This is a genomic window from Streptomyces sp. NPDC001922, from assembly GCF_042891165.1.
Classification (GTDB): domain Bacteria; phylum Actinomycetota; class Actinomycetes; order Streptomycetales; family Streptomycetaceae; genus Streptomyces.
On record NZ_JBIASV010000004.1, the window covers coordinates 450,375 to 470,226 of the forward strand.

The window sequence follows — 19,852 nt, forward strand, 5'->3', positions numbered from 1 at the left end:
CCGGCGGTCCCCGCCCCGTCCGCTCCGGCCGCCCCGCCCGCAGCGGTCACCGGCGCCGCCGCGGCTCCCGTCCCGGCCCCCTCAGCCCCGGCCCCCTCAGCCCCGGTCGAGTCAGCCCCGGTCGAGTCAGCCCCGGTCGAGCCGGGCCCGCACCACCAGGTCGTGGACGGCCGGGTGGACGGTGGGCGCGTCGGCTAGCCGGGAGGCGGCCTGCGCCTCGTCCAGCACGGCGTGCAGCGCCTCGACGTCCGCCTCGGCGCCGCGGGCCGCATCACCGGCGGCGCCGTGCTCGGCCTCCGCCTTCGCCGCGATGAGCTCACCGAGCCGGGCGGGCGCCTCCGGCACCCCGTCCGCGAGCGTCGGCAGGTGGGCCACGATCTCGCCGCTGCGCATCAGATGGATGCCGGTGAGCAGCGCCCGGAAGGTGTAGAGCAGCGGTTTGAGCTCTCCGGTCCGCCCGAAGAGCCGCCACTGCGTGCCGGCGAACCCCCGGTAGTGGTGGGCGTGATGACGGGTCACGGCCCCGGGCGCGAGGGCGGCGAGTTCGGCGTGCACCGGGGAGGTGCGCACCACCAGCGGCGACAACAGCTGTTCCAGCACGTAGCCGTTGCGGCGCAGCATCAGCCGGGCGAACTTCCGCAGGTCGTGGGTGACCAGATCCAGCTCGGTGCCGTCCCGCACGGCCATCCGCGAACGGGTCTCCTCGGCCTCCTCCAGGCCGATGAGGTCACGGACCGGCAGGAGGTGCGCGCCGCGCAGGTCGACGTCGGAGTCGCGGGAGGGAAAGCCGTAGAGATGGGCGCCCGAGACGGTCGCGAAGACCAGGTGGTGGCCCTGCTCGGCGAGGAGCGGGCCGAGCGCCGCGGTGGAGACTCCGGCCGCCGCCAGCCGGGCGGTGCCGTCCGGCTGCGGGCCCGTCGCGTCCGACGGGCCGCCGGGTCCTGAGGCGTCCGTCATCGTCATGCCTCCCAGGCCGCACCGAGGGCCAGCAGGTCACCGCGGTACTCGATGCGCTCGGCCCACTCCCGGGGCCAGGCGTCCGCCCCCAGGCGGGCCCCCGCGAAGGCGCCCGCCAGGCAGGCGATCGAGTCGGAGTCGCCGGCGGTGCAGGCGGCCCGGCGCAGCGCGGTGAGCGGCTCGTCGGGGAAGAGCAGGAAGCACAGCAGGCCGGTGGCGAGGGCCTCCTCGGCGATCCAGCCCGCCCCGGTGGCGTCGCAGGGGTCGGCCTCCGGGTCGGGGTGCCGCAGCGCCCCGTCCAGCCGGTCGAGGACGGCGAGGCACTCGTCCCAGCCGCGGGAGATGAAAGCCACGGCCGACGGCGCCTGGGCGTGCTGCCAGAGGTCGCCGAGCCAGCGCTCGTGGTAGGCGGCCCGGTTGTCCCGGGCGTACGCGCGCAGCGCGGCCGGCAGCCGGGCGGGCGGAGTGCCCTCGGCGAGGAGCCGTACCGCGTGCGCGGTGAGGTCGCTCGCGGCGAGCGCGGTGGGGTGGCCATGGGTGAGGGCGGCCTGCAACTGGGCGGCGCCGGCGCGCTGTTCGTCACTCAGGCCCGGGACCAGGCCGACCGGGGCCACCCGCATGTTCGCGCCGCAGCCCTTGGATCCGGTCCGGCTGGCCCGCTGCCACGGCAGGGCGCGGTCCTCGAGCAGGGCGCAGGCGCTCAGACAGGTGTTGCCGGGGGCGCGGTTGTTGTCGGGCGAGCGGTTCCAGCGGATGAACTCCTCGCGCACCGGCGGTTCGAGCGTGCCGGGGGCCAGGGGCCCGTGCTCCATCGCGGTGCGTATGCCCCGGCCGAGCGCGATCGTCATCTGGGTGTCGTCGGTGACGACGGCGGGGGTGGGCAGCCGCATCTCCCGCCAGGGGCCGCACTTGGCGAGAATCGAGGGGACGTTGCTGAACTCGGTCGGGAAGCCCAGGGCGTCCCCGAGGGCCAGGCCGATCAGGGAGCCGGTGGCGGTGAGTGGCACGAGTGGGAGTCCTTCCGGTGGCATCGGAAGGACGAGCGTATTGACTCCTCCCCCTCGTGCACGAGGGGGATTCCTAGCTCACGTCGCCTGCGGCCCGGCGGACCAGCAGGTCTTACACGATCAGCACTAGCCGGGTACGAGACCAGCCCCACGGCGTCATCCGCCGGGCGTCGGTCAGCATCCTGTCGAGCTGAGCCGGTCCGCAGGTCGGCTTCTCACCGGTGCCCCTCGCCGCCTGGTGGACCTGCTGGGACTTCGCGACGCACTCGTTCCACAGCCAGCGGCACCGGTCCCACTCGGCTCCGAGGGCGCGCCGGGCCGTCACCGACAGGCGAACACGGAACGTGTACCGGGCGTGCCCGGCGTTCCCCGTCCTCGCTTCCGTCGTCATGTGCCCGAACCTATCCGGGAGGACTGACAGTTGAGCCCTATCGATCTTTGCGGTGTCCCTCACCAGCACGAATGGCGGACACCGAATCACCCGGCGGCGATTCGGCCTTCCCCGCCCCGCTCCGCGGGAAGCCGGATTCCTCCCCAGACTGAAGCCTGGGGCATCCTCCGGGAGATTCGGTGAGTTGATCACCCGGGCTGCCTCCCGGTTCCCGGAATTCCGGGGTGACCGGCAGCTCCCGCGGCCGGTTTCCGGAAGCCGGCCGCGATGCCCGGCCGACGGGAACGCCCGCCCCTGCTCCAGGGGCGGGCGTTCGGCCGGGCCACGCGGCGATCCGGACGCTCTAGAGGTCGACCTCGCGCATCAGCATGCCGACCTCGGTGTTGGTCAGCCGGCGCAGCCAGCCGGACTTCTGGTCGCCCAGCGGGATCGGGCCGAAGCTGGTGCGGACGAGCCGGTCCACCGGGAAGCCTGCCTCGGCGAGCATCCGGCGGACGATGTGCTTGCGGCCCTCGTGCAGCGTGACCTCGACCAGGTAGTTCTTCCCGGTGTTCTCCACGACCCGGAAGTGGTCGGCGCGGGCGTAGCCGTCCTCGAGCTCGATGCCGTTCTTCAGCTGCTTGCCGAGGTCCCGCGGCAGGGGGCCCTGGATCGCGGCGAGGTAGGTCTTCTTCACGCCGTACCGGGGGTGGGTGAGGCGGTGGGAGAGCTCACCGTGGTTGGTGAGCAGGATGATGCCCTCGGTCTCGGTGTCGAGACGTCCCACGTGGAAGAGCCGGGTCTCCCGGTTGGTGACGTAGTCCCCGAGGCACTGGCGGCCGTCCGGGTCCTCCATGGTGGAGACGACGCCGGCGGGCTTGTTGAGCGCGAAGAACAGGTACGACTGGGTGGCCACGGTCAGCCCGTCGACCTTGACCTCGTCCTTCTCCGGGTCGACCCGGAGGCCCTGCTCGGTGACGATCTTCCCGTTGACCTCGACGCGGAGCTGCTCGATCAGCTCCTCGCAGGCCCGGCGCGATCCCATGCCGGCGCGGGCGAGAACCTTCTGCAGCCGCTCGCCCTCCTGCTCGCCGAAGGTCTTGGGCAGCTTGAGCTGCGGCTTGCTGTGGCGGGCCCGGTTGCGCTCCTCGATCTGGGCGTCGAGCTCCCGCGGGCGGGCCGGGGCGGGCTTGCGGCCGCGGTTGCCGGTCGGCTTGTTGCTCGGCTTGGACCGGGGGACGCCGCCGGGCTTGTTCGCACCGGACTGGCCGGTGTTGCCGACGTCGTAGCGGCGCTCCTCCGGCCGGGGGGTGCCGGTGCGCTTCTTGTCACCGCGCTTGCCGCCGCCCGCACCGCGAGGATTCCGGTTGCCGCTGTTCCTGTCGCTGCTTCGCATCAAGGTTCCGTTGTCGAGTGAGTACTGTCTGCATCGTCCGGTGCATCCGGGTCGAACGACGGAACCCCCTCGAGGGAGTCCGCCTCGACGGCGTCCACCTCCGGAAGAAACGGGGCGAGCTGGGGCAACTCGTCCAGGCCGCGCAGGCCCATCCGCTCCATGAAGTAGTTCGTCGTCCTGTACAGGATCGCACCTGTTTCGGGTTCCGTCCCCGCCTCCTCCACCAGACCTCGCTGGAGCAGGGTGCGCATCACGCCGTCGCAGTTCACTCCGCGCACCGCGGAGACCCGGGACCGGCTGACCGGTTGACGGTACGCGACCACGGCCAGGGTCTCCAACGCGGCCTGGGTCAGCCGGGCCTGCTGGCCGTCGAGGACGAAGCTCTCGACGGCCGCCGCGTACTCGGGCCGGGTGTAGAACCGCCAGCCGCCCGCGACCAGCCGCAGGTCGAAGCCCCGGCCCTGGGTCGCGTAGTCGTCGGACAGCTCGCGCAGCGCGTCGGCGACGGCCCGGCGCGGCCGCTCCAGGACCTTGGCCAGGTGCTCCTCGGTCGCGGGCTCGTCGACGACCATGAGGACCGCCTCCAGTGCGGGCCCGAGGTCGAGCCCGGCGACGGCCGAGGCCCCGGCGGGCCGCTCCGCCTCCTCCGGCCCGTACGGTTCGGCAGGCCCGTCCGGTTCCGCCGGCCCATATGGTTCCGCAGGCCCGTACGATTCCGCAGGCCCGTACGATTCCGCAGGCCCGTACGGTTCCGCCGGCCGCTCCGGCCGCTCCGCTTCCGGCGGCGACGGCCGGGGGTGCTCCTCCCCCGGCTGCCGCGCCCCGGCGGGCTCCGGCGCCCGCGGCGCCCCGGGCTGCCGCGGTTCGGGCAGCGACACCTCGCGGGCCCTGTCCTCGCTCATACCTGCTCCTTCTGCCGGCTGTCCGGCCCGCCGGACGGGTCCGCCGGGGGCTGGTCGAACTCGTCCGTGACGATCGGCTGCTCCCCGTCGCCGCCGGTCCAGCGGACCATGAGCGAGCCGAGCGCCTCCTCCTGGTCCAGGACGACCGCCCGCTCGCGGTAGAGCTCCAGGAGCGCCAGGAAGCGGGCCACGACGGTGAGGGTGTCGGGGGCGTCCTCGGTGAGCGCGCGGAAGCTCGCCTCACCCAGCTCGCGCAGCCGGGCGATCATCACCTGGCCCTGCTCCCGGACGCTGACCAGCGGCGCGTGGATGTGGTCGACGTACACCTGCGGCTTGGCCCTGGGCTGCATCGCCTTCACCGCGAGCTGCGCGAAGCCCTCGGCGCCGACGCTGATGACGACCTCGGGCAGCAGCTCCGCGTGGTGCGGTTCGAGGCCCACCGTCCGCGGGTACCGCCGGGCCTCGGCCGTCATGCGCTCCTGGAAGATCTCCGCGATCTCCTTGTACGCGCGGTACTGCAGCAGCCGGGCGAACAGCAGGTCGCGGGCCTCCAGCAGGGCCAGGTCCGCTTCGTCCTCCACCTCCGCGGCGGGCAGCAGCCGGGCGGCCTTGAGGTCGAGCAGGGTGGCGGCGACGACCAGGAACTCGGTGGTCTGGTCCAGGTCCCAGTCCGGTCCCATGGCCCGGATGTGGGCCATGAACTCGTCCGTGACCTTGGAGAGGGCGACCTCGGTGACGTCGAGCTTGTGCTTGGAGATCAGTTGCAGGAGGAGGTCGAAGGGCCCCTCGAAGTTGGCGAGCCGGACGGTGAACCGGCCCGTGGCCTCCTCGCCCCCGGATTCCCCCTGGGCAGAGCCGCCGGCCGCCGCACCGGGATCCTCACCGGCGGCGTCCCCGGGCGCATCGGCCGCGTCCGGAGCACCGCCCGCGCCGTCGAGCACACCGGCCGGCTCCGGAGCGCCGTCGGCACCGCCGAGCACATCGGCCGCGTCCGGAGCACCGTCTGCGCCACCGGGCCCGTCGGCCGCGTCCCGTGGCGTGTCGACCGCGTCCCCCGGCACGCCGTCGCCCGCCGCCCCCGGAAGAGCGGGCTCCGCTGCGGACGGGACTGGCGCGGGGGCGGCCTCGGCGGCCGGAGCGGGCGCCGGAGCCGGCACGACGGCGGAAGCGGTGACGGCCGGCTCCGTGGCGGCCGGCGCCGTGCCGGGGCCTCGGCCCAGGGCGCGGCGGGAAGCGCGGGGCTTCGGCGCGGGTTCGTCGTTCGTCGGCATTGCGGTCCACAGTGCTGGAGGTCCCCGGCCGGAAGCCGGGCGCGGGTCCCCGGTACCAGGGCTCGGCCCGCGAGACCGCAGGCTATCTCCCCCGCCCTACCGCGTGGTGGACCGCAACCTGCTCAGCGCCCGCGCAGCCGGCGGACCAGAATGCTCGCGTCGCCGCGCGACTCCAGGTCGGCGAGGACGACGGCCACGGCCTCGCGGACGATCCGGCCGCGGTCCACGGCCAGCCCGTGTTCGCCGCGCAGCACCAGCCGGGCGTGTTCCAGATCCATGAGCTCCTCGGCGGAGACATAGACGGTGATCTTCTCGTCGTGGCGCTCCCGGCCACTGGGGCGGCGGTTCGCCGTACGGGCGCGGCGCCGGGGCTGGCCGCCGGCGGCGGCTCCCGGGGCGGCGGCGGTCCGGTCGGCCGGAGCCGCGGCGGCCGCCCGGCGGGCGGGGGCCGAACCCTCCTGCCCGGGGCGGCCGGCCGGACGGGCGGTCTGCGCCGGACTCCGCCCGTCGGCCTGCCGTGGGTCCTCGTCCTGCTCGCGTCCGGAGTGCTCCGCGGTGTCCGGACCCCCGGGCGCGTCGGCGCCCGCGCCGGATGCCGCTCGGCCCTCGCCCGACGGCGACTGCGCCGTCGGGTCCGGCTCTCCGGCCGGAGCCGGCACACGGGGGGTCCCGGAGGACTCCCCGTGGCTGTGCTGGCGGGGGGAGGAAGGCTGCAGTGCCATCCCCCCGGTGGTGCGGAACAGTTCGTCGGCCCCCGGAAGACTCACTCGGCGTGGCACCGGGCGAGCACCTCCCTGGCGAGCTGGCGATATGCGGCGGCGCCCACGGAGTTGGAGGCGTACGTGGTGATGGGCTCGCCCGCGACCGTGGTCTCGGGGAAGCGGACGGTCCGGCCGATGACGGTGTGGTAGACGTGGTCGTCGAACGCCTCGACCACCCGCGCCAGGACCTCACGGCTGTGCACCGTACGGGAGTCGTACATGGTGGCGAGGATGCCGTCGAGCTCCAGCTCCGGGTTGAGCCGCTCCTGGACCTTCTCGATCGTCTCGGTCAGCAGCGCCACACCGCGGAGCGCGAAGAACTCGCACTCCAGGGGCACGATCACCTTGTGCGCCGCGGTGAGCGCGTTGACGGTGAGCAGGCCCAGCGAGGGCTGACAGTCGATCACGATGTAGTCGTAGTCGGCCAGCAGCGGCTTCAACGCCCGCTGGAGGGTGGACTCGCGGGCCACCTCGCTGACCAACTGCACCTCGGCCGCAGACAAATCGATATTGCTGGGCAGCAGGTCCATGTTGGGGACGGCCGTCTTGAGGAGGACGTCGTCGGTCGACATGCCCCGCTCCATGAGCAGGTTGTAGACCGTCAGGTCCAGCTCCATCGGGTTGACTCCGAGCCCCACGGACAGTGCGCCCTGGGGGTCGAAGTCGACCAGCAGCACCCGGCGGCCGTACTCCGCGAGCGCGGCGCCCAGATTGATGGTCGAGGTCGTCTTGCCGACCCCGCCCTTCTGGTTGCACATCGCGATGATCTTGGCAGGGCCATGATCGTTCAGCGGACCCGGGATCGGGAAGTACGGCAGGGGGCGGCCCGTCGGGCCGATGCGCTCCCGGCGCTGCCGGGCAGCGTCCGGGGCGAGCGTCGCCGCATATTCCGGGTCGGGCTCGTACTCCGCGTCGGGGTCGTAGAAGTGCCCCTCGGGCAGGGCGTCGTAGTCGGCGAGACGTGTGGCGGGGTCTGTCCCGCCCTGGTCGCCGGCCATGGCGTTCACGTGATGGCCGTCCATGCTCTGGTGGGCTGTCGTGCTCTGGCGGGCTGCGAAGGTGTGGACAGCGACGGAGCCGACAGCCTCGAGCCCCGAGGGACCCTGGCCACGCGCAGCCATTCCTGGTTGACCACCCCCGGGAGTAAATGTCGACTCATTCACAAGTCGTCTTACCTCCTTGGGTGTGACCAGGAAAATTTATCGATAGGTCAGCGTGACACCATGCCGACGGTTGGCGACTCTATGGCGTGTCGACGGTTCACAGCAACACAATCCACCGGACCCGGCGTCATGTGTCGGCATCCGAACCCCCCGATGTCAAGGGCGTATGGACCTCTCCCCGAACTTTTCCGACTGTGCGAATCGGTTAAAGGGTTACGTTCGAGGCGAGTTGACAGACGTTTTCGGGCATGCCGAACGCGTCCGGCCGGACCTTGAGCGACAAGGTCCGGCCCGACACGCGGTATTGGCGATGTTGACGGCGACCGTTGACGCCGCCGGGTGACGACTCAGCCGAGCAGCGTGCTCAGCTCGACGGACGGCAGGGCGTGCGCCTCGGCGACGGGGCCGTAAACGACCTGTCCGTCATGGGTGTTGAGGCCCTTGGCCAGCGCGGCGTCCCGGCGCAGCGCCTCCTGCCAGCCGCGGTTCGCCAGCTCGACGATGTACGGCAGCGTGGCGTTGGTCAGCGCGTGGGTGGAGGTGTTCGGCACCGCGCCCGGCATGTTGGCGACGCAGTAGAAGACCGAGTTGTGGACCTGGAAGGTCGGCTCGGCGTGCGTGGTGGGACGCGAGTCCTCGAAGCAGCCGCCCTGGTCGATCGCAATGTCGACAAGAACACTTCCGGGCTTCATCCGCGACACGAGCTCGTTGGTGACCAGCTTCGGGGCCTTGGCGCCCGGGATGAGCACCGCGCCGATGACGAGGTCGGCGTCGACGACCGCCCGCTCCAGCTCGTAGGCGTTGGAGACGATGGTCTGGATCTTCGTGCCGAAGATCTTGTCGGCCTCACGCAGCTTGTTGATGTCCTTGTCGAGCAGCGTGACCTGGAAGCCCATGCCGATGGCGATCTGCGCGGCGTTCCAGCCGGAGACACCGCCGCCGATGACGACGGCACGGCCGGAGTGCACGCCCGGGACGCCGCCCGGCAGGACACCGCGGCCGCCGGCGAAACGCATCAGGTGGTAGGCGCCGACCTGCGGGGCGATCCGGCCCGCGACCTCGGACATCGGGGCGAGCAGCGGCAGCGCGCGGGTGGCGGTCTCGACCGTCTCGTAGGCGATCGCGGTGGTGCCGGACTCGAGCAGCGCGTCGGTGCACTCGCGGGAGGCGGCGAGGTGCAGGTAGGTGAAGAGCGTCTGGTCCTTGCGGAGCCGGTGGTACTCCTCGGCGATCGGCTCCTTGACCTTCAGCAGCAGGTCGGCCGTGGCCCAGACCTCATCGGCGGTGGGCAGGATGCCCGCGCCTGCGGCGACGTACTCCTCGTCCGGGATGGAGGAGCCAAGGCCGGCGCCCTGCTCCACGAAGACCTGGTGGCCGTTACGGACGAGCTCGAGCACGCCGGCCGGGGTGATGGCCACGCGGAACTCGTTGTTCTTGACCTCGCGGGGGATGCCGACCTTCACGTCGATCACGGTCCTTGAATGAGGGGATCAGGTACAAACCCCAGCATGCGGCTGCATACCGGATGGCACCGCTCCTGTGGCGGCGCAACCAGTCTATTGAAGGATGTCTCGCTGTCTAGCCTTTCAAAGCATCAATCTCGCGTGGAACCGCCACGGATTTCGTAGGCGGTACCGGCGGTATCGCTTAGCAACCGATCGGCCGCGTCCCGTTGCAGCCGGGCGGCGGCCGGGTCACCGAGCCGTTCGAGGGTGCCGGCCGACCGCAGCAGCAGGGCCGCCTGGAGCCGCTCGTCCCCGGCCCGCCGCGCCCAGGTCAGCGCCTCCTCGCAGGCGCGCAGGGCCTCCTCGGGCCGCCCCGCGCACTCCTGCACCCGGGCCATCTCACCGAGCGCCCGGGCCTGGCCCCCCGCGTCGTGCAGCCTGCGGTGCACCGCCGCGGCGGCCCGCCACTGGCGCAGCGCCTCGCCCCAGCGGCCGGCCTGGCCGTGCACCGCCGCGAGCCGCCCGTAGAGCCGCGCCTCCTCGGCCAGGTCGCCCCGGGAGAGCCACAGCGCGAGGGCCCGCCCGTACCAGTCCGCGGCCCGCGTCCAGTCCTCCAGCGCCTCGTACGTCCCGGCCAGCGACTCCAGGGCGCGGACGGTGAGCAGCGGGTCACCCGCCGCGCGCGCCGCCTCCAGAGCTCCGCGGTAGCGGCCCAGGGCGTCCCCGGACCGGCCCGCGGCCGTGTCGAGGTCGGCCAGGTTGAGCAGCGCCGCCGCCTGTTCCGGCCACGACGCCCGCCGCTCGGCCACGGCCAGGACCAGCCGGTGCAGGGGATAGAGGTCGGGGGCGGCGCCCCGCTCGCCCCGGTGGGCGATCAGGGCCCGGGACAGGGCGGAGACCAACCGCCGTGCCTGAGTCAGCAGTTCACCCTCCGCCACGGCCGATTCGGCGGCGGCCAGCAGGGCCGGCAACCGGGAGTCGAGCCACTCCCCGGCCACGGCGGGCGACGGGAACCGCAGCTCCCGCGGCAGGGCCGCCAGTCGCTTCCGGGCGGGCGATCCGGCGGGCTCGGTCACCGCCCGGCAGGACTGCAGCTGCCGTACGGTCCGCTCCAGCATCCGGGCCCGTGCCAGCTCGATCTCGGCCGGCTTCTCCTCCGTCCCGAGCACGGCCCGCAGCAGCGGGGCGAGACAGCCCGGCACCCGGTACCGCGACGGCAGGGGGCCGCTGCCCCCGGGCGGCCGCAGCAGCCCGTGGGCGGCGAAACCCTCCAGCGCGGCCTGCGCGGCGGACGGTGAACTCCCGGCCAGCGCCGACGCGATGTGCGCGTCGACGACACCGGCGGGGGCGAGCGCCAGCAGGCGCAGCAGCCGGGCGGCGGACGGCGGCAGGGAGGCGTGGACCAGCTGGAAGGCCCGCGCCAGCGGCCAGGTCCCGGGGGCGGCCGGCAGGGCGGACGCCAGCGGGAGGTCGCGCAGCCGCTGGATCGCGTCGGCGACCGAGGCGCGGGGCCGGGCGGCGAGCCAGCCGCCCACGAGCATCAGCGCCGCCGGCTGCCCCGCGCACTCCTCGACCAGGGCGTCGGCGGAGCACGGATCGACGGTGATCCGCACCGGGCCGGTGTACCGGGCGAGGAGTGCGACCCCGGTGTGCGGGTCGAGCCCGCCCAGGGTGCAGGGCCGGACGTCGGGGACGCCGGTGAGCGGCCCCTCCGAGGTGGCCAGCACCAGGCAGTCCGGAGCGTCGGGGATCAGTTCGAGGAGTTCCTCCGGCCGCCCGACGTCGTCGAGGAGGAGCAGCGCCGCACGGCCGGCGAGGGCGCCGCGCAGCGCCTCGGTCAGCTCGTCGTCCGGCGCTCCGGGGACGGCGGTCACGTCCAGCGCCCCGAGCAGGTCGCGGACGACACGGCCGAGGGGCACCGGCTGCCCGTCCGGCGTGGTGAACCGGGCGCGCAGCACGCCGTCGGGGTACTCCGGAGCCGCGCGCCGGGCGAACTCCTCGGCGAGCGCGGTCCGTCCGGAACCGGGACGGCCCGCGACGAGCAGCACCCGGGCCCGCGCGCCCTTGCGTCCGGAGAGGGTGTCCAGCCCGGTCCGGGCGATGTCGTCGCGCAGGGACTTGAGTTCGCGGGCGCGCCCGAGGAAGCCGGTGCCGGTGGTGTCCGCGGTGGTGGTGCGGGCCGCGGCCGGGGCCGTTCTCGCGCGCCCGCCGGCGTCCACCGCCTGATCCGTCACGGGCGTGCTCCCTTCCCCTGCCGTCGGCGGGGAGACCCCGGCCTGCGCAGCCCGCCCCGGGTGCGGGCGGGAACGCTCCGAGCGTAGTTCACCCGGCACGGACGTCCGTACGGAGCGCGACAGGCCCACTGGCCGAAAATCACCGCATCGGATCATCCGCACGATGTGGTGCACCTCACGTCCGGGGCCGCCGCCCCGAGGGCTGCGGCTCCCCCGACGACGGCCGGCCCCACGGGACGCGGGGCCGGCAGCAGGCGGTGCTCAGGAGTACGCGGTGCTCAGGAGTGCGCGGGGGCACGGCGCGGACGGGCCGGGGCGCGAAGGAGCCCGGCCGTCCTGCGGAGCCCCGGGCCGACCGGGAACGCGAGGCGTCAGGCGCCGGCCGAGGCGTCGAAGGGCCGGGCCGGCCACGGGGCGTCCGCCGGGCGCAGCGCCTCGACGCCGTCCCCCGCGAGCGCCGCGGTGAGCGACAGAACACCGACCACCAGGCAGTTGTTGTGCAGCTCACCGGCGAGGACGCCGCGCACCAGCTCCGGCAGCGGCACCCGGTCGATCTCCATGTCGGCCTCCTCCTCGGAGACCTCGAAGCGCTCGCCCTCGGCATCGGTGAGACCGCGGGCGAGGAAGATCCGGACGGCCTCGTCGCAGCCGCCGGGCGTGGTGTAGACGTCCGTGAGGACCCGCCAGTCCTCGGCCTTGATGTGGACCTCTTCGTACAGCTCGCGCTGGGCGGCGTGCAGCGGGTTCTCGCCGGGCACGTCCAGCAGACCGGCCGGGACCTCCCACAGCTTGTGCCGCACCGGGTGGCGGTACTGGCGGAGGACGACCACCCGGTTGTCCTCGTCGAGCGCGACGACCGCCACGGAGCCGGGGTGGACCTGGTAGTCACGGGTGACCGTGCCGCCGTCCGGCATGACCACACGGTCCGTCCGGACGCTGGTCTTGTTGCCGGTGAAGGGGGTGGCGGTCTCCGTGACCTGCCACTCCGCGGCGATGTCGTGCAGGCGCTCGGTGTGCTCGCCCATGGGTGGATCGACCTCCGCAACGATGATGCCGGGGCCCGGGTCTCTGCGACGCCCGGACCCCGGCCACCACCGTATCGGTCAGCCCTTGGACGTCTTCGTCCGCGCACCCTGCTGCCGCTCGACGGCCGCCTTCGCCAGGCCCGCGAAGAGCGGGTGCGGGCGGGTCGGGCGGGAGCGCAGCTCCGGGTGCGCCTGGGTGGCGACCAGGTAGGGGTGCGTCTCGCGCGGGTACTCGACGTACTCCACCAGCTTGTTGTCCGGGGAGGTGCCGGAGAAGAGCAGGCCGGTCTTCTCCAGCTCGGCGCGGTAGGAGTTGTTGACCTCGTACCGGTGACGGTGGCGCTCCTCCACGTACGGCTGGTCGCCGTAGACCTCGCGGACGATGGAGCCCTCGGCCAGCTTCGCCGGGTACATGCCGAGCCGCATGGTGCCGCCGAGGTCGCCCTCGCCGGCGACGATGTCCAGCTGCTCGGCCATGGTGGAGATCACCGGGTGGGCGGTGGCCGGGTCGAACTCGGTGGAGTTGGCGTCCTCGATACCGGCGATGTTGCGCGCCGCCTCGACGACGACGCACTGCAGGCCGAGGCAGAGGCCCAGCAGCGGGATCTTGTTCTCCCGGGCGTAGGTGATGGCCGACACCTTGCCGTCCACCCCGCGCTCGCCGAAGCCGCCGGGGATGCAGATCGCGTCGACGTCACCGAGCTGCTCCCGGGCGCCCGCCGGGGTCCGGCAGTCGTCGGAGGTGACCCACTTGATCTTCACCCGGGCGTTGTTGGCGAAGCCGCCCGCGCGCAGCGCCTCGGTGACCGAGAGGTAGGCGTCGGGGAGGTCGATGTACTTGCCGACCAGGGCGACGGTGACCTCGTGGTCGGGCTGGTGGACGCGGCGCAGCAGGTCGTCCCACTGCGTCCAGTCGACATCGCGGAACGGGAGGTCGATCCGGCGGACGACGTAGGCGTCCAGGCCCTCGGCGTGCAGCACCTTGGGGATGTCGTAGATCGACTTGGCGTCGATCGCGGCGACCACGGCGGCCTCGTCGACGTCGCACATCAGCGAGATCTTGCGCTTGATGGACTGCGGGACCTCACGGTCGGCGCGGAGCACGATCGCATCCGGCTGAATACCGATGTTGCGCAGCGCGGCCACCGAGTGCTGGGTGGGCTTCGTCTTCAGCTCGCCGGAGGGGCCGATGTAGGGCAGCAGCGAGACGTGCACGAAGAAGACGTTGTCCCGGCCGACCTCGTGGCGGACCTGGCGGACGGCCTCCAGGAAGGGCAGCGACTCGATGTCGCCGACCGTGCCGCCGACCTCGGTGATGACGACGTCCACGTCCTCGGTGGCCAGCCGGCGGATGCGGTGCTTGATCTCGTTGGTGATGTGCGGGATGACCTGCACGGTGTCGCCCAGGTACTCGCCGCGCCGCTCCTTGGCGATGACGGAGGAGTAGACCTGGCCGGTGGTGACGTTGGCCGATCCGTCGAGGTCGACGTCGAGGAAGCGCTCGTAGTGGCCGATGTCGAGGTCCGTCTCGGCACCGTCGTTGGTGACGAAGACCTCGCCGTGCTGGAACGGGTTCATCGTGCCAGGATCGACATTGAGGTACGGGTCGAGCTTCTGCATCGTGACCCGCAGGCCCCGCGCCTTCAGCAGCGCACCCAGGCTGGAGGCCGTGAGCCCCTTGCCGAGCGAGGAGGCGACACCCCCGGTGACGAAGAGGTGCTTGGTCGTCATGGATTTGGGCGGCAGTGCCAAGAGGGGGCTCCCGTGGTCGCGTAGTGAGGTGCGGGCCGGCCCCTACCCTGTACGAAGAGTTTCGGAGGGGGTGCCGTCGCTGCGGTTCGGGGGTGCCATCACCTCTGGTGAGGCCCACCGGTCCACGGGCTACCAGGGTATCAGCGACAGCAGGAGGCTGCTTCCGGCCATGCATGGACCTCTTTCGTACGGACCGGTCACCGGGCTCGTCGGCGGGCACGGAGCCCCTGGTCACCCGTACGGCCCGGACGCCTTGCCCGGACGGCCACACGGATCGGTGCGGTGCGTCGTATCCTGCTCGGACACATCAGCGAGCACCGGCACGGCACGACCCCGCCCCGCCTCCCGGAACAGAGCTCGTCACATGTTCCCTTGACCGCAAGACGCCCCGAGGGGCGAACGAGGCCGTTCGACTGGAGATGCACGTGGCCGGGCGCATCGAGGATTACGCACTCATCGGCGATACGCAGACCGCCGCCCTGGTCTGCCGGGACGGCACGGCCGACTGGCTCTGCCTCCCCCGGTTCGACTCCCATTCCATCTTCGCCGGGCTGCTCGGCACGGATGAGCACGGGTTCTGGCGGCTGGGTCCCGCGTATCCGGACGGCACCGAGCCGCCGGCCGCGGACCGCCGGCGCTACCGCGGTGATTCGCTGGTACTCGAATCGGAGTGGGACACCCCGCGCGGCACGGTGCGGGTGATCGATTTCATGCCGCCCCGGGAGGGCGCCCCCCAGCTGATCCGGATCGTGGAGGGGGTCAGCGGGCGCGTGCCGATGCAGTCGGCGCTGCGGATGCGCTTCTCCTACGGCTGGGTGGTGCCGTGGGTGCACCGGGTGGACGGGCGCACCGTCGCCGTCGCCGGACCGGACTCGGTCTGGTACGACACGGCCGCCGAGACGCACGGCGAGGAGCTCACCACCTACTCGGACTTCACCATCTCGCCGGGTGAGCGGATGGCCTTCACCATCAGCTGGCAGGCCTCGCACAGGGAGCCGCCGCCGCTGCCCGAGCCGGAGGCGTCCCTGGAGGCGACCGAGGAGTTCTGGCAGGAGTGGGTGGCGCAGTGCACGTACCACGGCCCGTACCGGGACGCCGTGGTCCGCTCGCTGATCACCCTGAAGGCGCTGACCTACGGTCCGACCGGCGGGATCGTGGCGGCGCCGACCACCTCGCTGCCGGAGGACATCGGCGGCTCGCGGAACTGGGACTACCGGTTCACCTGGCTGCGGGACGCGGCGATCACCCTGTCGTCGCTGCTGCGCACCGGCTACCGCGAGGAGGCCCGCGCCTGGCGTGAGTGGCTGCTCCGCGCCGTCGCGGGCGACCCGGAGAACCTGCAGATCATGTACGGGATCGCGGGCGAACGGGAGCTGGGCGAGACGGAGCTGTCCTGGCTGCCGGGGTACGAGAACTCGCAGCCGGTCCGGGTCGGCAACGGCGCGGCGGGCCAGCTCCAGCTCGACGTCTACGGCGAGGTCACCGAGGCGCTGCACCTGGCGCACATGACGGGTCTGGCGCGCAACGACTACGCCTCGCTGCTCCAGCTGAAGCTCATCCGGTACCTGGAGGACCACTGGAACGAGCCGGACGAGGGCATCTGGGAGGTCCGCGGGCCGCGCCGGCACTTCGTCCACTCCAAGGTCATGGCCTGGGTGGCGGTGGACCGCACGGTGAAGCTGATCGAGTCCGGCGATGTGGACGGTCCGCTGGAGCGGTGGCGCGAGCTGCGCGACGAGATCCACCGCACGGTCTGCGAGAAGGGCTACGACAAGGAGCGCAACACCTTCACCCAGTACTACGGGTCGAAGGAGCTGGATGCCTCCCTGCTGCTCATTCCGCAGATGGGCTTCCTGCCGCCGGACGACAAGCGGGTGATCGGCACGATCGAGGCGATCCAGCGGGAGCTGGGCACCGAGGACGGCTTCGTCATGCGCTACCCGACCCAGGGGGAGACCCCGGGCGTCGACGGGCTGGAGGGGGACGAAGGCGCCTTCCTGGCCTGCTCGTTCTGGCTGGCGGACGACCTGGCGATGATCGGCCGGGTCGACGAGGCCCGGAAGCTGTTCGAGAAGCTGCTGTCGCTCCGCAACGACCTGGGGCTGCTCGCGGAGGAGTGGGATCCGGTCCGGCAGCGGCAGGTGGGCAACTTCCCGCAGGCGTTCAGCCATGTCCCGCTGATCGACACCGCGCTGCGGCTGACCGCCTCGGGTGCGTACGGGGGCTGACGGCTCGGGAACGTACGGGCCGAGGGTCCGGGATGTGCACGTCATCCCCGCCCCGGGTAGCGTCCGCATCATGGAAGCGCAGGCCGGGATCACCGTGCGGCGTGCTCTCGAGCTGCCCGCTCTCCGGCGCGGGCTCCCCGAGGTCGTCGCCTCCGAGGAGCAGCTGGACCGGCCGGTCCGGTGGGTGCACGCGGGCGAGGTGCCCGACATCGCCTCCCTCCTCAAGGGCGGGGAGCTGCTGCTCACCACCGGCCTGGGGCTGGGGACCCGCCCGGCCGACCAGCGCGGCTTCGTCCGCACCCTGGCCGACCGGGGCATCGCGGCGCTCGTCGTGGAGCTGGGCGGCCGCTTCACGGAGCTGCCCGGAGCGCTGCTGGAGGCGGCCCGGTCCTGCGATCTGCCGCTGGTGCAACTGCACCGCCGGGTGCCGTTCGTGACGGTGACCGAGGAGATCCACACCGAGATCGTCAACGGCCACTACGCCCTGCTGCGCAGCGCGGAGGAGGTCCACCGGCGCTGCACCGACCTGCTGTTGCGCGGCGGCGGGGCACCGGAGGTGCTGCGGCTGCTGGCCGGCTTCACCGGCAACCCGGTGTTCCTGGAGACCCCGGAGGGGCAACTGCTCTACGCCGCCGGGCAGGGCGGGGCCGCGGAACCGGTGGAGGTGTGGGACGGGCTGCGCGCCAAGCGTGCGTCCCGGGCCGGGGAGCCGCCCGCGGGCGGCGTGACCGTGGACATCCCGGGCGGCGGTGCGGGGCCCGGTTCCGTACGGGCCCGGCTGGTGATCCTGCCGGTGGAGGGGCCGTTGGCGCCGGTGCACCGGATCGCCGCGGAGCGCACGGCCGGGCTGCTGGCGGTCGTGCTGATGCAGGCCCGGCAGGAGGAGGAGCTGGCGGCCCGCGGCCGGGGCGACTTCCTGACCGATCTCGCCGAGGGCCGGATCGCCGCCGAGGACGCCCCCGCCCGGGCCCGGGTCCTGGGTTTCCGCCCGGCCGACGGGCTGCTGCTCCCCGTGGTGATGCGGCTGCCCGCCGAGCTGATCCCGCCCGGCGACTGGGCGGTCCTGGTGCGGGCGGTGCAGGAGGAGCTGACGACGGTCGGGCTGCCGGTGCTGATGGGAGTGCGGCCGGTGGAGGGCCGGGTTCCGCTGCTGCTGGGGCTGCGTTCGGAGTCCGAGCGGTCGGCCGCCGCCGACCGGGTCGCGGCGGCACTGCGGGCCGGGGTCGAACGGGCCGGGCTGGAGCGGGCCGGGGTCCAGTCACCCGCGGTGGTCGTCGGCGTCGCCGGGGACTGGGAGGGCGCGGGCCCCGGCCTGCGGCACGCCGCGGAGGCCGCCACCGCCGCCCAGGGCCTGCCGTCCCGCCCCTGGTACGACGCGCGGCGGCTGGACATCGACCTGCTGCTGTGGCGGCTGCGCGAGCACCCCGATCTCGCCGCGTTCGTGGACCGGGCGATCGGCCCCCTGCTGGTCCACGACCGTACGGCCCGGCCCCCGCTGCTGCCGACGCTGGAGGCCTATCTCGCGCACGCGGGCCGCAAGGCGGAGACCGCCCGCGAGCTGCACCTCAACCGGCAGACCCTGTACGACCGGCTGGCCCGGATCTCCCAGCTGCTGGCCACGAACCTGGACGATCCGCAGGCCGTGCTCGCGCTGAACCTGGCGCTCCAGGCCCGCCGCCATACGGCGTGAACCCCTGGCCCGCGCCGCGGGTCCGGTCTCCGGTTCCGAGCCTCCGGCCCCGTCCGCGGTCCGAGCCGGGCCTGATGCCTGCCCCGGGCCGCCGGCCCGGAGCGCAAGCCGGTGGGACCGGCTTGCGCCGGGTTCCCTCGGGCCCACCTCTGTGCCTGCGCCGACCTGTTGGGAAGGGCCGGCCGGTCTTCTCCCGGCAGCGTCGGGAGCGGCCGACCGTCGTCTCCCGGAGCGTTCGGGCAAGCCGACCGAGCGTCTCCCGGAGCGTTTCGCGCAAGCCGACCGGGCGTCTCCCGGCGACCTCGTGCAGGCCGACCGGTCACCTCGCGGCCCGTTCGGGACGGGGTACGGCCGCCTCCGGCCCGTCCAGGAGGCGGCAACCGGTCACCGCCCCGCGAGTTCGTCGTACACGCTGAGGACTTGGGCCACGGTCTCGTCCTCGGTCGGCCAGGTGCCGGCCTGGGTCCGGCCGGCCGCCGCCAGCCGGGCGCGGTGCCCGGGGTCGGCGAGCAGCCGGGCGACGGTCGCCGACAGCGCCTCCGGCTCGCCGTAGGGCACCAGTTCCGCGGCGTCCCCCACCAGTTCCGGAATGCCACCGACCGCCGTCGCCACCAGCGGCACGCCGGCGCGCAGCGCTTCCTGTGCGAGTACGGCGCGCGCCTCCCAGCGGCTCGGCAGCACCGCGACATCGGCCGCGGCCAGCAGCTCCGGCACGTCGTCGTGGCGGCCCAGCAGTCGCACCGGCAGGTTCTCGGTGTCGATCCGCCGCTGGAGCAGGGGGCGTTCGGGCCCCTCCCCCGCCAGCACCAGCAGCGGCTGGGGATCGAGATCGCGCCAGCCGCGGGCGGCGTCGAGCAACAGCGAGTGACCCTGCCGGGGTTCGAGCCGGCCGACGGCGAGCAGCACCGGACGGTCCACCGCCCCGAGTTCGGCACGCGCCTTGTTGCGCCGCAGCTCGGCGTCCGCACCGCCCGCATCGGGCACGAGGGACCGGGGCGCGGAGACCGGAGTGAGCCGGGCGTCGCGCGCTCCCCGCCGTCGGGCCCGGTCGACCAGGCCCGACGAGGTGCCGAGGACGACTGCCGCGGCCCGTACCGCCCGGCGTTCCATCAGCCGCACCACCTGGGCGCGGGCCCCCTCGGCGGACCCCCGGGTGTGCCAGGTGACGACGAGCGGGGTGCGGCGGCCGCCGAGCGCCAGGGCGGCGCGCACCGCGGCCCGCAGCCCGTGCGCGTGCACCACGTCCGCCTGCGTGCAGACGGCCCGCAGCACGGCGACCGTCGCGGGGTCGGTGCGTGCCGCCACGGGCCCGAAGTGGGCACCGGCGCCGGTGAAGTCGTAGGCCCGCTCGGCGGCGCGCGGGGCGCACACCGTCACGCGGACACCGCGCGCGACCAGCCCGGCGGTCAGCGAGCGCACATGCGCGCCGTTGCCCGAGCTGCCGCGCCCCAGCACCTGGACGGCGTGCAACGGCGACTTCCCGGGCGGTGGGGCCGGTGTGCTGCTCACGCGGGTGGAGCTCCTGGGTAGGGGCCGGGGGACGGTGGGACGACAACTGCGCGCCCCAGGATGCCAGTCCGACGGGACGGCAAGGCACCGATGTTCGGCACTTTCGGTGTGCCTGGCTGCCCACACCCGACCACCCTCACCC

General features: G+C 73.4%; 14 protein-coding genes and 1 pseudogene. 2 read left to right on the forward strand and 13 right to left on the reverse strand.

What is annotated here, in order from left to right; translation table 11 throughout:
* Window positions 1-126: 126 nt before the first annotated feature.
* From ACFYYR_RS09770 to ACFYYR_RS09825, 12 genes and pseudogenes are all read right to left on the reverse strand, one after another.
* Complete coding sequence (locus ACFYYR_RS09770) at window positions 127-957, reverse strand: DNA polymerase beta superfamily protein (protein ID WP_388849178.1); 831 nt, start codon at window positions 955-957, stop codon at window positions 127-129.
* A 2-nt stretch (window positions 958-959) separates the two neighbouring features.
* Window positions 960-1,988 carry an ADP-ribosylglycohydrolase family protein gene (locus tag ACFYYR_RS09775; protein WP_388849181.1) on the reverse strand — a complete coding sequence of 343 codons (1,029 nt, stop codon included), beginning with the start codon at window positions 1,986-1,988 and terminating at the stop codon, window positions 960-962.
* A gap of 124 nt (window positions 1,989-2,112) precedes the next feature.
* Window positions 2,113-2,355, reverse strand: a pseudogene (locus tag ACFYYR_RS09780) (RNA-guided endonuclease TnpB family protein); the annotation flags it as partial.
* A 343-nt stretch (window positions 2,356-2,698) separates the two neighbouring features.
* Window positions 2,699-3,730 (reverse strand): pseudouridine synthase, encoded by a 1,032-nt coding sequence (locus tag ACFYYR_RS09785; RefSeq protein WP_388849184.1) that lies wholly within the window; start codon window positions 3,728-3,730, stop codon window positions 2,699-2,701.
* Window positions 3,730-4,317, reverse strand: a complete 588-nt coding sequence (scpB, locus tag ACFYYR_RS09790; RefSeq protein ID WP_388849318.1) for an SMC-Scp complex subunit ScpB — start codon at window positions 4,315-4,317, stop codon at window positions 3,730-3,732. The genes ACFYYR_RS09785 and scpB overlap by 1 nt, the downstream gene beginning before the upstream one ends.
* Before the next feature lie 311 nt (window positions 4,318-4,628).
* Window positions 4,629-5,903: a segregation and condensation protein A gene (locus ACFYYR_RS09795; protein WP_388849187.1), complete on the reverse strand. Its 1,275-nt coding sequence runs from the start codon at window positions 5,901-5,903 to the stop codon at window positions 4,629-4,631.
* Between the two features lie 122 nt (window positions 5,904-6,025).
* Window positions 6,026-6,682, reverse strand: a complete 657-nt coding sequence (locus ACFYYR_RS09800) for a hypothetical protein (protein WP_388849190.1) — start codon at window positions 6,680-6,682, stop codon at window positions 6,026-6,028.
* Window positions 6,667-7,785 (reverse strand): ParA family protein, encoded by a 1,119-nt coding sequence (locus ACFYYR_RS09805; RefSeq protein ID WP_388849193.1) that lies wholly within the window; start codon window positions 7,783-7,785, stop codon window positions 6,667-6,669. The genes ACFYYR_RS09800 and ACFYYR_RS09805 overlap by 16 nt, the downstream gene beginning before the upstream one ends.
* A gap of 389 nt (window positions 7,786-8,174) precedes the next feature.
* Complete coding sequence (ald, locus tag ACFYYR_RS09810; RefSeq protein WP_388849321.1) at window positions 8,175-9,290, reverse strand: alanine dehydrogenase; 1,116 nt, start codon at window positions 9,288-9,290, stop codon at window positions 8,175-8,177.
* 131 nt (window positions 9,291-9,421) lie between these two features.
* Window positions 9,422-11,506: a tetratricopeptide repeat protein gene (locus ACFYYR_RS09815; protein ID WP_388849196.1), complete on the reverse strand. Its 2,085-nt coding sequence runs from the start codon at window positions 11,504-11,506 to the stop codon at window positions 9,422-9,424.
* Window positions 11,507-11,877: 371 nt separating this feature from the next.
* Window positions 11,878-12,531 (reverse strand): NUDIX domain-containing protein, encoded by a 654-nt coding sequence (locus tag ACFYYR_RS09820; protein WP_388849199.1) that lies wholly within the window; start codon window positions 12,529-12,531, stop codon window positions 11,878-11,880.
* A 78-nt stretch (window positions 12,532-12,609) separates the two neighbouring features.
* Window positions 12,610-14,277: a CTP synthase gene (locus ACFYYR_RS09825; protein ID WP_388849324.1), complete on the reverse strand. Its 1,668-nt coding sequence runs from the start codon at window positions 14,275-14,277 to the stop codon at window positions 12,610-12,612.
* 425 nt (window positions 14,278-14,702) lie between these two features.
* On the opposite strand from ACFYYR_RS09825, the gene ACFYYR_RS09830 reads away from it, so the two are divergent.
* The gene (locus tag ACFYYR_RS09830) at window positions 14,703-16,511 is read left to right on the forward strand and encodes a glycoside hydrolase family 15 protein (protein ID WP_388849202.1); all 1,809 of its coding nucleotides are present in this window, start codon (window positions 14,703-14,705) and stop codon (window positions 16,509-16,511) included.
* Between the two features lie 70 nt (window positions 16,512-16,581).
* On the forward strand, window positions 16,582-18,201 hold the full coding sequence (locus tag ACFYYR_RS09835; protein WP_388849204.1) for a PucR family transcriptional regulator: 1,620 nt from the start codon (window positions 16,582-16,584) through the stop codon (window positions 18,199-18,201).
* A 384-nt stretch (window positions 18,202-18,585) separates the two neighbouring features.
* On the opposite strand, the gene ACFYYR_RS09840 is transcribed toward ACFYYR_RS09835, so the two are convergent.
* Window positions 18,586-19,710, reverse strand: a complete 1,125-nt coding sequence (locus ACFYYR_RS09840; protein WP_388849206.1) for a glycosyltransferase family 4 protein — start codon at window positions 19,708-19,710, stop codon at window positions 18,586-18,588.
* Window positions 19,711-19,852 lie beyond the last annotated feature (142 nt).